Annotated in this window: 12 protein-coding genes; 2 read left to right on the top strand and 10 right to left on the bottom strand. The window is 34.6% G+C overall.

From position 1 onward, the window contains the following. The first annotated feature begins 4 nt into the window (after window positions 1-4). Together NO995_RS16290 and NO995_RS16295 are read left to right on the top strand one after the other, a co-directional pair. Window positions 5-718, top strand: a complete 714-nt coding sequence (locus tag NO995_RS16290; protein ID WP_258228423.1) for a LytTR family DNA-binding domain-containing protein — start codon at window positions 5-7, stop codon at window positions 716-718. A 461-nt stretch (window positions 719-1,179) separates the two neighbouring features. After that, window positions 1,180-1,953: a hypothetical protein gene (locus NO995_RS16295; RefSeq protein ID WP_258228424.1), complete on the top strand. Its 774-nt coding sequence runs from the start codon at window positions 1,180-1,182 to the stop codon at window positions 1,951-1,953. A gap of 105 nt (window positions 1,954-2,058) precedes the next feature. Here the strand turns inward: NO995_RS16295 and moaA are convergent, their stop codons facing one another. From moaA to NO995_RS16345, 10 genes are all read right to left on the bottom strand, one after another. After that, window positions 2,059-3,069 (bottom strand): GTP 3',8-cyclase MoaA, encoded by a 1,011-nt coding sequence (moaA, locus tag NO995_RS16300; protein ID WP_240573249.1) that lies wholly within the window; start codon window positions 3,067-3,069, stop codon window positions 2,059-2,061. Between the two features lie 269 nt (window positions 3,070-3,338). Then, a complete protein-coding gene (locus tag NO995_RS16305; RefSeq protein WP_240573248.1) occupies window positions 3,339-4,427 on the bottom strand; it encodes a tyrosine-protein phosphatase in 1,089 nt (362 codons plus the stop codon). Between the two features lie 33 nt (window positions 4,428-4,460). Further along, complete coding sequence (locus tag NO995_RS16310) at window positions 4,461-5,303, bottom strand: tyrosine-protein phosphatase (RefSeq protein ID WP_258228425.1); 843 nt, start codon at window positions 5,301-5,303, stop codon at window positions 4,461-4,463. Window positions 5,304-5,308: 5 nt separating this feature from the next. Beyond that, window positions 5,309-8,182 carry a TonB-dependent receptor gene (locus NO995_RS16315; RefSeq protein WP_258228426.1) on the bottom strand — a complete coding sequence of 958 codons (2,874 nt, stop codon included), beginning with the start codon at window positions 8,180-8,182 and terminating at the stop codon, window positions 5,309-5,311. 189 nt (window positions 8,183-8,371) lie between these two features. Continuing rightward, on the bottom strand, window positions 8,372-9,436 hold the full coding sequence (locus tag NO995_RS16320; protein WP_258228427.1) for an AraC family transcriptional regulator: 1,065 nt from the start codon (window positions 9,434-9,436) through the stop codon (window positions 8,372-8,374). Window positions 9,437-9,533: 97 nt separating this feature from the next. Continuing rightward, window positions 9,534-10,445, bottom strand: a complete 912-nt coding sequence (moaCB, locus tag NO995_RS16325; protein ID WP_258228546.1) for a bifunctional molybdenum cofactor biosynthesis protein MoaC/MoaB — start codon at window positions 10,443-10,445, stop codon at window positions 9,534-9,536. Window positions 10,446-10,468: 23 nt separating this feature from the next. Then, window positions 10,469-10,912 (bottom strand): molybdenum cofactor biosynthesis protein MoaE, encoded by a 444-nt coding sequence (locus tag NO995_RS16330; protein WP_258228428.1) that lies wholly within the window; start codon window positions 10,910-10,912, stop codon window positions 10,469-10,471. 2 nt (window positions 10,913-10,914) lie between these two features. Then, a complete protein-coding gene (gene moeB, locus NO995_RS16335; protein ID WP_258228429.1) occupies window positions 10,915-11,994 on the bottom strand; it encodes a HesA/MoeB/ThiF family protein in 1,080 nt (359 codons plus the stop codon). A gap of 5 nt (window positions 11,995-11,999) precedes the next feature. Beyond that, window positions 12,000-12,800, bottom strand: coding sequence for an NTP transferase domain-containing protein (locus tag NO995_RS16340; RefSeq protein WP_258228430.1), 801 nt, complete (start codon window positions 12,798-12,800; stop codon window positions 12,000-12,002). Window position 12,801: 1 nt separating this feature from the next. After that, window positions 12,802-13,545, bottom strand: a complete 744-nt coding sequence (locus NO995_RS16345; protein WP_258228431.1) for a sulfite exporter TauE/SafE family protein — start codon at window positions 13,543-13,545, stop codon at window positions 12,802-12,804. Between the last annotated feature and the right edge of the window lie 12 nt (window positions 13,546-13,557).

The raw sequence follows: 13,557 nt of genomic DNA on the forward strand, positions 1-13,557 counted from the left end.
TTTTATGAATTGTATTATTATTGATGATGAAGAAACAGCAAGAGCTATAATTAGCCAATTATGTTCTAAAACAGAAGATTTAACTGTTCTGGAAGAGTTTCCGAATGCAATTCAGGCTATGAAATATTTAAACCAAAATAAGGTTGATTTGATTTTTCTTGATATCCACATGCCCGATTTTACAGGTTTCGATTTTATTCAAACATTGAAAAATCCACCTAAAATTATTTTAACCACATCGGATTCTAAGTTTGCCATTGATGCCTTTGAATACGATTGTATAGTTGATTATCTTGTAAAACCGGTATTACCTGTGCGTTTTGAAAAAGCTGTTTTAAAGGCAAAAAAAACAGAATTAAAACAGGATGCTGTGGTAGAATCAGAATCCAAAGAGCAAACAGCTTCCGATAACGATCTTTATGTGAATATTGACAGACGCTTGATAAAGATTGACATTCCCAGTATTTACCTTATTGAAGCTAAAGGCGATTATATAAATATAAAGACCCAAACCAAAAACTATACGGTACATTCAACCTTAAAAAAGATTGAAGAAAAATTACCGACCGATTTATTTTTAAAAGTACACCGTTCGTATATTATTAATGTTGATGAAATTGTTGATATTGAGGATAATAGTGTGCTTATAAAGAAAGACGTGGTACCAGTAAGCCGTTCAAACCGTCCTGAATTGATGAATAGGTTAAATCTGCTATAACGACTTAACATTCGATTACTTCCATTCATCTACACTTTTAATGGCATTCGGCGAAAAAGGTGCAGATATCCTTCTATTCGTATTTATATTTGCTACAGGTAAATAACAATGTTAGGGTTATTTTTAAGTGTTTTAACTTTTCATATTTTTTTAAGTTGTGTTATTTACCGAATAATGTGTTAGCGTATGGTTTGGTAGGCCATACGACAATAAAATAGAGGAACGTTTATGTTTGAATGATTAATAGCAAAACTTCTATTTGAAAAGGCAGAAACTTTCGTTTTTGCCTTTTTTAATTTAGGGGGTGTATTTTAAATATATATGTCTATTCTACACTTATAGCTTTTTATTCAACTAAACAAAATTACCATTCGTCTATAGTAACAGGAATTCCGGCTAAGATATCCTCGTTTTTAAGTAATAAAAAGACACATTTGTTATATACAAAATCCAGAAGTTTAATGAGAATTGCAATAATAACAAATTACCCGATAGGCAAGGATGCTTTAGGTGATTATGCTTATCATTTAATTAAACGTTTCAGGCAAAACGAATTGATTTCGGAAATTGTATTATTAACCAATAAACGATTTGGAAAGGAAGGGTTGTTTTTTACAGAATTGGGATGTAAAATACAGGTGAAGGAGTGTTGGTTTTTAAATAGTTTGACTAATGTTTTTTCAATAAACAGGGCAATAAAAGAAACAAAACCAGACGCTGTATTGTTCGATTTTAAGAAGTCTATGTTTGGAGACAATAAAATAGCTAATGCTTTAGGAATGTTATTACCCTTTGTATGTAAGCTAAAGAAAATACCAAATGTTGTGGTTTGGCATGAGATTTATAATGAAGATGCATTTAAATCTACCACAAAGTTTTTGGTTAGACAATTAAATAGATTCATGCAACTTGCTGATGGGGTGGTGGTCACAAAACAATCTCATGAGAAATTATTAAACGAAAAGTACAGTGTTAAAAATATAATTTTTGTATCTCAAAATATTAATATCCCCGAAGAGCTTAAAGTCTCTCAACTAACTAAACTAAATCAAATTGCCAACTTCGGGGATATTATTGAGTACGATGTAACAGAAGAATTGAGTGGGAAAACAGAAGAATCGATTTGGATTAATAAAGTGGTTGATGTTTGTGTAAATATGTTTCATGAATTAGTAGAAAAGAAGGCATATTTATACCAGAAAAAGGTGAAGAAATTCATCATGGAAACAAGTTAGTGTATTGGGGGTTACTCTCTCAACATTTGGTTTAGGTACCAAATTTTAACCCTTTTTCGAGGAAGTCATTTTTGGCTTCCTTGTTTCTTTTTAAAGAGATCGTAACTACCCGCCAATAGTTATCATACTTCGGTTTTTGTTGTGGCGTTCTGGTTCCTGGAGTTTTTCTAAAGTATTCATACCGCCACGCACTTTAAATTTTGCTTTTACAGCTTTCTCAATAATTGGCTCTATGGAGTTTCCGGCGCGAAGGTTTCCTAAAATATCAGATTCAGTAGCCGAAAACAAACAATTTTTTAATTGTCCGTTAGCTGTTAAACGCAGTCGGTTGCAAGAATCACAAAACGGATTGGTAACCGAACTAATAATGGCAAAACTACCAGTATATCCTTTTATTCTATAGTTTTTAGAGGTATCGTTAGGAGCGTCCTTTAAACGTTCTACTTGAGTTTCATCAAAAGAATCATAAACAATATTCATAATATCGCTGTAAGATACCATTTTACTCATATCCCATTTATTACCATCAAAAGGCATAAATTCTATAAACCGAACAGTAATAGGTAAGGTCTTCGTGAAATTAATAAAATCGATAACTTCATTGTCGTTAAAGTCTTTCATTAAAACGACATTCAGTTTAACTTTAAAACCTTCTTTAACCAAAAGTAAAATATTATTGTAGACTTTTTCAAAGTTATCTCGACGTGTAATTTCTTTGAATTTATCTCGATTTAAAGAGTCTAAACTAATATTTAAACTTTTTACATTATTAGTCTTTAAAACTTCAATAAACTTATCAATAATAACAGCATTAGATGTTATGGAAAGTTCTACAGGTAACGACGCCAGTTTTTCTAATACTACTGGGAAATCTTTTCTAACCAAAGGTTCTCCACCTGTCAGTCTGATTTTAGAGACTCCATGCTTTACAAAGGTTTTAGCAATCTCGTAGATTTCCTCGTAAGTCATTAAATGGCTTTTAGGAGACAGAGGCACACCTTCTTCCGGCATACAATACGAACAACGTAAATTACAGCGCTCTATTAGTGAAATACGTAAATAGGCGTGGTCTCTACCAAAATTGTCCTGTAATATGTTTTTAGGTGTTGAACTCATTTTAAATCTCCTGCAAATTGGCTTTTAATAAAGTTACGAATAAGCCTTTCAATAGTCAATGCATATCAAATATATAATAGAATTTATAAAGGATGCAGTAATTAAAAGGAAATATTTGATTTAAGCTGAATTTATTGTTTTACACTTAAAAACAACAAAAGCCACAATAAAAATTGTGGCTTTTTAACAAAATGAAAATGACTAACTCAAATTGCTTTCGGTTGCGGAGATTCAATCTTTTCAAATCCCGATTCAACCTATAGTTAGTTTTATTCTAAGAACTTATTTCTCAATTTAGAAATGGCGGTAGAATCCAGTCCTATTTCGGTTTCAAGATAGTTTTGTACAGAGCCATATTCGGCTTTTAAGATATCCATACCTGTTTGTAAATATGAACGTCTAACGCTCATCATTGGTCTTAAAATTCTCTGGTCGATACCGTAGAATTTTGCAGCCTTTTTAATGGTTTCTTCGTTGTTATCATATCTAAAGTAGTTTGATAACGTGTACTCATTATAAATGGTTTCTTCATCAACACCTAAAGCCGTTAAAATTAAAGCTGAGGCATGTCCTGTTCGGTCTTTACCTGCGGTACAGTGGAATAATAACGGTGTTCTGTCGTTATTTAGTAAATCACTGAAAAGGGTTTTAAAGGCGTCTTTACTTTTTAATAAATCTTCTGAAATGTCTTCCATAAGTTTACCGCCGTCAAACGTTTCAGGATTGGCCTCTCTCAGTTTTCCAAACATTTCTTTCATATTGCCATTTCCCATATTTCCAACAGGCACATGAAACCATTGCACACCATTAGGATACATGTCTGGTTTTTCTTCGATTTCTTCGTTGGTTCTAAAATCCAAAATGGATTTAATATCGATAGTGCTCATGTAGGCTAAATCTTCGTTTGTAAGATCTGATAATTCGCCAGAACGATAAATTAAGCCCCATTTTGTGTGTTTGCCATCTTGGGTTGGAATACCTCCTAAATCTCTAAAGTTTACACTGTTTTCTAAATCGATTTCACGTTCGGTTAAGTGTAAAGTATCTTTGCCGTTAACTGCAGCAAAAGCTAAACGTTGGTTAGGAGTGCTGTTTTTAATAGTTATGATTTTGTTTTCGTTAGAAAGTGTTACAGGAGCTTTCCAGTTTATAGTTTCAAAACTGTTACCCGAATATACATTCCAGTTACCTTTGCTTCTTAGAGTTAATTGGTAATCTTTTTCAGGTAATTTATCGACATAAATAACTTCGTTTAAAGTGTATTCTGGTCGTTCTGGTTTTGTATACTCTGCACAAGCCGCAAATACGGCTATACTGGCAACACTAAGCAGGCCTTTTATATGTTTTTTATTTATCATTTGATTTGATACTTATTTTTTGAAAATAGAGTTTTATGACTCTAAATAATTAGTTCTCATTTTATTGACGTCGACATGAATGGTTTCAAGAAAAGTATCAACATTTCCATATTCCTTTTCTATGTTATCTAAAAAGGCATTTATGAAAGCTTCACTTGGACCAAAGTTTTTCTTTAGTTTTTCTAAAGCTTCTTTACCATATTTGGTTGAAATATAATTGTGATATTGTTCGTAAGATTTTGCAAGATAGGTTTTAGTTGCTAAATAATCTTTAACGATGTCGGCTCTATTTACTCCTAACGACCATAAAACTAAAGCGGCTGTCATGCCAGCTCTGTCTTGACCTGCCTGGCAATGCCATAGTGTAGTTTTGCCTGTCTCTAATAAGTTAAATACAGTTTCAAAACCTTTTTTCTTTTGGGTGTCTATTGTACCATAAAATTCAAGCATTTTTTCTTTTGCACTGTATTTTCCGGAAAGCACATCGACGATAAAAGATTCTGCATTAACTGTTTTTCCAGATGGGTCATTTGCCATTAGAGGATAGAAGTACATTTTAATGTCGGAAGGAATGCGATCTGGTTTTTCTTCAACTTCATGGGCTGTTCTCAAGTCAATGACTTGCTCTAAGCCTAATTGTTTAATGGTTTCCTGATCGGCATCGGTTAAAGCTGAAAGTTCTCCTGAACGAAATAGTTTTCGGTATAATACCCGTTTTCCGTCGGCTCCAATAAAACCTCCCATATCTCTAAAGTTGTCTTCACCTTCTAAATTTACGTGAGTTTCGTAGGATTTATTGTTTTCTGAAGTTTGTGCGGTTAAACTAACCGCACAACTTGCTGAAATTAATAGATTGAATATTGTTTGTCTTAACATAAGTACTAAAATATTTGATAGTTGATTCCGAATAAACCTCTGATAGAGTAGTATTCTGTTTGTTCTGGTCTTTCTGAAACCCCTTGGTAGTATCTTAACGGCTCGTTTGTTAAGTTGTTAAGCTCTACATAGATCTTCATGTTTTTAGTCAGGTTGGCCGAAGCAGTAAAGTCTACCGTCAAGTTTTTACCGTACCAACGGTAGTTTTCAGGGTTTCCTTGTACCATAGCTAACGAGGCGTCTTTGTAGTTTCCAGCTAAACGGAATGATAAAGGTCCTTTTTCGTAAAATAATGATGCGTTAAAGATGTGTTTCGACTGACTTGGGATTTTCTCTGTCGTTGTTGAAACTTCAACTTCTCCTGTAGACGCATTGGTTGTATACATTGGTACTTCCATTTCAGAATCAGCAAACGTATAATTCGCTTCAACACCTAATCCTCCTAAGATACCTGGTAAGAATGTTAAACGTTTAGATAATCCTAATTCGAAACCTGCTAACCATCCTGTTTCAGAGTTTTGTGGTTGTGTAACCTGAAATAAATTGCCATTGATAGTCTGGAAACTTCTTCCTGTATAGATTACATTTTCTAAGGCTTTATAGAAAGCACCTCCACTTAAAATCCCTACATTTTCAAAGAAGTATTCTCCAATTAAATCGAAGTTATTCGAGTAAGTAGGTTCTAATTTAATGTTACCACGACTAATAGTGTTTGGAGTTGTTAGTAAACTAATGGTTTCTGTAGGATTAAGTTCAGAGAAGTTAGCACGTGCCATCGTTCTTGTGTAGGCAAACTTCACGTTTAAATTGTCCTGAGCCTGGTATTTTAAGTGAACCATTGGTAAAAGAGAACCAAAATCGTTGTTGTTCTTTACTTTTTCAATAGTTGTATTATCATCAGCATCGGTTACAACAGAGTGACCTTTATACTCTAAGTTTGTGTGTTCGTAACGAACTCCTCCGATAACTTTTAACTTACTTGTTAAATCGTAATCAGCCATAGCATAACCAGCCATTACTTGCTCGTAACCTGAGTAGAATGAACCTGCTGAAGATGGGTTGTTTTCGTCAAATTTGATGTTGTAGAATAACGGGTTCGCATCATATTCATCGGTAAATAAATTATCGATTTGATCTAAGCGGATTGTGTTTTCAACTAATACGTTGTTGTACGGACTTCCAATTTCCGATAAATAACCGCCTCTTGAAGGGAATGTTCTGGTTTCAAAATCACTCATCGCAATTGGAGCACCGTAGTAATTTCCTAAATATAAGCTGTAAGTGTAAGGGGTACCACGTTCTAAGTCCATTCTTTTAAACTTACCACCAACTTTAATTCTTAATTTGTCGTTAGCGTTGTATGTTAAATCTAATTTAGCGGTGTAATCGTCTTCTAAACTGAAGGCAGGATAAGCCATTTTGTTGTTTAGTAGTAGTTGATCTGCTGTAACAGGAGCGTCTAAATACGGTTGAATATTATCGTAGTGATCGCCGTTGTATCCAGCCGGTGAATCTATATCTAAGAATTTGTATCCGTCGCTTGTTAAGTTGTTATAAGTAACAGGAGTAGAGAATGTCGCCATTAAATACGCTTCGGTATTGGCATCAGAACCTTTTACTTTTTTGTTACCCATTTCGGCTGAGTAGGTCGATAATTTCCAGTCTAAATCGAACTTTCCGTTATTGAATTTATGGTCACCCCCAAACTCGATACCGTGCATGTTAATATCTACAATACCGTGTCTTACACGAACATCCATATCGCTATCATCAAAGTTAAAGATATGCTCTACTGCAGACTCTTCATCTTTGAAGTTGGTGTAAAGACTTCTTAAGTATAAGGTGTTGTTATCGTTTGGTTTAAACTCTAACCCTGTGTTTAAACCTGTTGTGGTTCTTGCTCCCAAATAGTCGCGTAACTGTAGGTTGTTAATCGCTTGGTTATCCTGGTCGTAAACTAACTCGTAGTTATCTGTACCCCAGTTCCTGTTCCAGTAGGTTCCAGATACTAAGAATCCTATTTTTCCATTTGCTACGCGGTCACCATAAACTAAAGATCCACTCTGGATTGGTTTTTGAGCCTGGTTGTTGTAGCCGTAACCTAAGTTTACGTTTAAGGTTTTCTTAGAAGGCGCTGTTTTGGTAATGAAGTTAACCGAACCTCCAATCGCATCACCTTCCATATCAGGGGTAATCGCTTTAGAAAGTTGTACATATTTAATCATTTCTGAAGGGAAAATATCTAAAGGCGCCGTACGTGTTCCACCGGTATTATCAGATGTTCCTTCAGTCGATGGCATACGGTCACCATTCATTAACGTTGAGTTCCAAGCGATTGGTGTACCACGTACAATAACGTAACGGCCTTCACCGTGATCACGTTCAATAGAAACTCCAGAAACACGTTGTACGGCTTCAGCGGCATTTCTGTCTGGTAATTTACCAATAGCGTCAGAAGCTAAAACCTCCATAATAGCAATAGAGTTTTTCTTGATGTTTAAGGCTTTTTGTTGATTTGGTAAGTTGTTACCCTGAATAACAATCTGGTCTAATTCATTTCCACTGCTTAATGCAATGTCTCCAATATTTACAGGTTCGTTTTTTCTGGCAACGACTTCAACTTCCTGAGTTTTGTATCCTATATATGATACAACAAGTGTTAATTCTCCAGGGTTTACATTGGTAATGTTAAAATGCCCGTCGAAATCTGTGTTGGTACCATTAGTAGTTCCTTTAACAATAATGTTTGCACCAGGAAGAGCTCCCAGTTCATCTTTTACAGAACCTATAATTTCTGCATTTTGTGCCATAGCACGTCCACTTAAACAAAAGACTAATAGTAGTCCGAAATAGTTTAAAAGTGTTTGTTTTGTTTTCATTTAAAAATTGGTTTTGATTAATTTTTGATGCAAATATTATATCGATACCAATGAAAAAGGTTTGTTGTACTTGAGAAGGACGTTTTAAACGTATGTCTTAAATAATTCGAACTTATTTTCGTTATAACTAAATGATTTGTAGGTATTTGTGTTTTGTTAAGAAATTTAATGTTCTTCATTAACAAAAAGTTAACTAGCAAAAAAAAGGGTTTGTTTGAACGATTTTGGTGTTTGTCCGGTTACTTTTTTGAAGTAGGTATTGAAGGTAGATTTTGAATTAAACCCACAACTGAAAGCAATATCTATAATATTTTCGTTTTGTTTAGAATTTGACAGTTTTTGAACCACCGCATTCACACGATATTCATTAATAAACTGGTAGAAATTCTTATTGAAGCCTGTATTTAATACCTGAGTAACGTGATGTTTTGGAATGTCTAATCGTTTTGATAATTGCAGAAGTGTGAGTTCAGGATCTAAATAAGGCTTGTTAGATTTGAAATAAGATTCAATTTTGGTTTTATAGTTATTTAAATCAGAATCGCTTAAATTGGAAGTCGAGTATTTCTGTTCTTCTGTTTCATTTGTTATCGCTGTAGTAGAAACGTATTCCGGGTTTTGATAGGTTTTAATTTTAAAAAGAACAACAGTTATAGAGGTTGCTAGGAAAAATACATAGGTTAATCTGGCGTTGATGTATAATCCGAATTGCGATAAAATTATAATGATGAAAAATAAGGAAACCAGTGCTACAAAAATGTAAGATAGTATCTTTAAGAACTTAACACGTTCCTTTTTGATAGTTTCATTATAGCTATTTAGTTTTTTTAGACTTAAAATTGGATAAATCCCTAAAGAGGCAATTTCTGAAAGTATAAAGACTTCGTAGATGTCTAAAAATCCGTGGTTATCATAGAAGCTGATTTGAAATAAAATAACAATGAAACTGATTGTTGAAACAACAAACGGACTAAAATGTAATAAAATAGATTTTAGAGTTATTTTTTCTTTTAAAGATGTTGTCGCCAGATAGAGTATAGGGCCGTAGGCAAAACTAAAACTTGTAGGGACATTATAGTATACCGGGTTGTTTTTAAGAAATACTAAAAAAGTAAGTTTTGTTGATAAATGCAACGAAATAAAAAACATGAAAAGAGAAATAAGTTTCTCGAAAGTGTCTTTGTTTCTTTGTGATGCTAAAAGGATAAATGAAAATATAGCCTGAAAAACTATAATGCTAATTAGGTAATTCATTAGGAAAAATTTAATCCGTAAAACTACCTCTAAAGAAACCAAAGGCATTTAACCTGAAGTTAATTTTAGTTTACCTTCAGGTTAAATGTAGTTGTGTTTAATCGTGTCTGGCACCTCTTAATACCCCGAAGATGTGTAAAACCGAAGGGAAGACAGCGTCCATCGATTCTTTGGCACCATTGGTTGATCCAGGTAAAGCTAGAACTAAGGTGTTTTTTATTGTTCCAGCAATGCTTCTGGAAAGCATAGAATAGGGCGTTCTTTCCTGTCCATAATTGCGTATAGCTTCTTCAATGCCAGGAATACGTCGGTCTAAAATTGGGATTAAGGCTTCAGGAGTTACATCGCGATTTGAAAGTCCTGTACCACCTGTGTAAATCACTAAATCAATTCCGGCTTCCTGATAAGTTTTTGCTTTATTTTGAATGATTTCCAGTTCATCGGGAATCACGATATAATCTTCAATTTTTACATTACTCGCTTCCAGTTTTTCAATAATAGCTTTTCCTGCTCTGTCTTCTTTTTCTCCGGCCGAAATGGTGTCGGAGCACACAATAACAGCGGCTTTGATATCTGTTCTGAAACGGTTTTTAAAATCAGACTTGCCACCTTTTTTGTTTAGTAATTTAATCGCGTGAATTTCGATGCCTTTATCAATTGGCTTCAGCATATCGTACATATTTAAAGCGACCACGCTGGCGCCATGCATGGCTTCAACTTCAACGCCGGTTTTGTAAATGGTTTTTACAGTGAATAACACGGTAATTTCTAATCCGTTTATCTCGTATTCCACGCCTGTGTATTCAATAGGTAATGGGTGGCAATCTGGTAATATGTCTGGTGTACGCTTTACGCCAAGTAATCCGGCGGCTTTGCTCATCGCTAAAACGTTTCCTTTTGGAACCGTATCATTTTTTATAGCTTCAATGGTTTCAGGTTTACTTACTTTTACAATAGCTTGAGCTGAAGCAATACGTAGTGTGGTGTTTTTATTTGTGATATCGACCATGGTATGTTGAATCGTTAATGGGTTTAATTGTTTTTCTTCCACTGATGCGTGTTGTCTTCAAAAATTTCCTTTCCAAAAACAGGAACCTGGGCTTTTATTTCTTCTACGATATATTCCAAAGCCTCAAAAACGACTTTTCTTCTTGGTGAAGAGACAAAAACGAATAAACATATTTCGCCTGCTTTCACTGTGCCTAAACTATGGTAAATGTGCATGCAGGTTAAATCGAATTTTTCAAAGGCAGATTCGCGAATCTCATGGAATTTTTCGTTAGCCATATCTTCGTAGGCCGTGTATTCAATAGCAGAAACAGTTTTACCATCGATAACATCGGCACGTACCTGCCCTAAAAATATGTTGTGAGCGCCAATGCTTGTTTTCGTTTGGTGTTTAGCAATAGAATTGCCAATGAATTCAGATGAAATGGCCCCTTGCTGAAATACGTTTTTTATTTTTTTGTCGGTCATTATTATTGATTTTGTTGTGTTAGGTATTCAATGATGTCCGGAGCACCTTCTTTTAGGCTGAAACAGTTTTTAATATTTAAATCCTGGAATATGGAAACAGCCTTTTTGCTTCGGATACCAGACTGACAAAAAATATATTTGTCTTTATCTGGTTGAATTTGGTTTAAATGTTGGTTTAGTTCACTTAAAGGGATTAACGTAACAGCTAAACCTTCAACTTTTGGAGTTTCGTGGACTTCCCTAATATCGATAAGCTGAATGTTGTTTTGATCTAAAATATCTTCAATAGAAACTGTTTTTGGTTCTATTTCGCAAAAAACTTCGGTCGTTTTTGTTGTGAAACTATCTTTGGTTTTCAGTATCTTTTCAATTTCATTTTCGTTCTTCGAAATACCTAAAACGGTTGTCTGACTATTAAGAGCATTATAGCAAAGCAGTTTTCCGGAAAGTGTATTACCAATACCTAAAATGATTTTTAACACTTCGTTTGCTTGCATCGTGCCAATAATTCCTGGTAAAACCCCTAAAACACCAATCTCTGAGCAATTTGGAACTGAGTTTTTTTCGGGAGCTTCAGGGAACAGACATCGGTAAGTTGGTCCGTTTTGGTAATTAAATACCGAAACCTGTCCTTCGAACTTATAAATCGCTCCAAAAACCAGTGGTTTGTTGGTGATAACACAAGCGTCGTTTATTAAATAACGAGTTTCAAAGTTGTCGGTACCATCAACAATAATGTCATATAGTTTAAAAAGTTTTAAGGCATTTTTATGATTTAATCTTTCCTGATAAGCGATAATGGAAATACTATCGTTTAAATCTTCCAGACGTTGTTTAGCTGCTAATGCTTTGTTTGTTCCAACTGTTGCTGTGCCAAATAATATTTGACGTTGAAGATTAGTAATATCAACTACATCGAAATCAACGATACCAAGTGTGCCAACACCTGCAGCAGCTAAATATTGAAGGATTGGGCAGCCTAAACCACCGGCACCAATAACTAAAACTTTAGCGTTTAGTAGTTTGTTTTGACCGCTTTCACCAATTTCGGAAAGTATAATATGTCTACTGTATCTATTCATAATATCTATCCTCCGGCAAATGGAGGTAATATGGCGATGTCTTCACCGGTTAATAGGGTTTCGTTAGAAACTAATGCTTTATTTTGAGCGACTTTAAAGTCTTTTAATTTTAATTTAGGATATTTTAAAGTGAGTGATTCTATTAATTCGGTAACCGTTGTTTTGGTATGCTCAATAGTTTCTTCATCGATTTGAGTTACTTCAGCGATTTGTCCGAAATACTTGATGTTAATAGTCATTTTTAATTGTTTTAATTCCTCAGGTGTGTTCACGTTCATGACGCTATCGGCTAGTTCAGAAGGTAATGTTATGGTTTTTACTTTAAACTGATTTACGGCATGTCGCAATCGGCGTTCATCATTGTTTAAAAGATTAATAAACGTTTCGGCACAGGTTGATTTGTAAATGGCAACCAAAGGCATCGTTTTTCCGTGGCTTTCTACTTGAATAATGTCGACGTTATCAGAAATATGATTAATAAGTACTTGCAGGACTTCGGGCTTTATTAAAGGAATATCGCAACTTAAAACCACATTGTAGGGTGTTTTCGATGCTTTTAATCCAGAAGCAATGCCTGCAACAGGACCGGAATCTGTGATAATATCTTCAATTCTACGTTTATTAAAAATATCATAATCTGAATGGTTAGACACTATAATAATTTCAGAAACCAAAGGTTCTAGAGCATCGATAACATGTTGGGTAAAAAGCTTGCCGTTAAGCGCAAGAAAGCCTTTGTCTGTTCCCATTCGACTACTTTTTCCGCCGGAAAGAATAATCCCTGTTATGTTGTTTTTTGTTATCATGTTAAGTAAAGAATAATTTAATACAAGCAATAACTAAAACAAAAGCTAAAATATAACGAAGTGCTTTATTGTTGATTTTTTTGCTTCCTAAGTAGCCTCCAAGAACCCCTCCAATTAGCGCGATAGCTACTAAAATAAACGATTCCTTTTCTAAGGTAATACCGCTACTTAGTTGTCCGATAAGGCCAGATGCAGAATTAACCCAAATAAACAGGGCTGAAACCGCAGCGGCTTCTTTCATTTTGCCCCAATGCAGCAGCAAAATAATTGGTGTTAATATGATACCGCCACCAATACCAATGAGTCCGGAAAAAAATCCAATTATACCGCCAACAACTAAGCCTTGCCAAAGTTTAACGTCTTTTATAGTGTCATTTTCTTTTCCAAATAAATTCAGCATTTTTAAAATGGCAAATACTAACAAAACAGCTAATATTTTTTTGTAAATAGAGGCGTCAATTTCAATGGTACCTCCCAGAAAGGCCAGAGGTATTGAGGTAATGGCAAAGGAAATGAATAGTTTTTTATTAAAAAATCCGCCACGATAGTAATAGTAAAACGATATGCCGGCAACAAACAAATTTAACAATAAGGCAGTGGGTTTCATTGTTTCTGGAGCAAACGAAAACAAAGCCATTAAGGCCAGATAGCCGCTGGCTCCTCCGTGTCCGACACTAGCATATAGGAAGGATACAACGGGTAATAGAAATAGAAAAACATATATATTTTGGTTGTCCAATAGCATATGGTCGAGGTA

The sequence above is a fragment of the Aestuariibaculum sp. M13 genome, from assembly GCF_024723255.1.
Classification (GTDB): domain Bacteria; phylum Bacteroidota; class Bacteroidia; order Flavobacteriales; family Flavobacteriaceae; genus Aestuariibaculum; species Aestuariibaculum lutulentum.

Excerpts from the sequence above, each read along its gene's own strand:
- NO995_RS16290 (WP_258228423.1), top strand. The coding sequence starts at position 5 with ATGAATTGTATTATTATTGATGATGAAGAAACAGCAAGAGCTATAATT.
- NO995_RS16295 (WP_258228424.1), top strand. The coding sequence starts at position 1,180 with ATGAGAATTGCAATAATAACAAATTACCCGATAGGCAAGGATGCTTTA.
- moaA (WP_240573249.1), bottom strand. The coding sequence starts at position 3,069 with ATGAGTTCAACACCTAAAAACATATTACAGGACAATTTTGGTAGAGAC.
- NO995_RS16305 (WP_240573248.1), bottom strand. The coding sequence starts at position 4,427 with ATGATAAATAAAAAACATATAAAAGGCCTGCTTAGTGTTGCCAGTATA.
- NO995_RS16310 (WP_258228425.1), bottom strand. The coding sequence starts at position 5,303 with ATGTTAAGACAAACAATATTCAATCTATTAATTTCAGCAAGTTGTGCG.
- NO995_RS16315 (WP_258228426.1), bottom strand. The coding sequence starts at position 8,182 with ATGAAAACAAAACAAACACTTTTAAACTATTTCGGACTACTATTAGTC.
- NO995_RS16320 (WP_258228427.1), bottom strand. The coding sequence starts at position 9,436 with ATGAATTACCTAATTAGCATTATAGTTTTTCAGGCTATATTTTCATTT.
- moaCB (WP_258228546.1), bottom strand. The coding sequence starts at position 10,445 with ATGGTCGATATCACAAATAAAAACACCACACTACGTATTGCTTCAGCT.
- NO995_RS16330 (WP_258228428.1), bottom strand. The coding sequence starts at position 10,912 with ATGACCGACAAAAAAATAAAAAACGTATTTCAGCAAGGGGCCATTTCA.
- moeB (WP_258228429.1), bottom strand. The coding sequence starts at position 11,994 with ATGAATAGATACAGTAGACATATTATACTTTCCGAAATTGGTGAAAGC.
- NO995_RS16340 (WP_258228430.1), bottom strand. The coding sequence starts at position 12,800 with ATGATAACAAAAAACAACATAACAGGGATTATTCTTTCCGGCGGAAAA.
- NO995_RS16345 (WP_258228431.1), bottom strand. The coding sequence starts at position 13,545 with ATGCTATTGGACAACCAAAATATATATGTTTTTCTATTTCTATTACCC.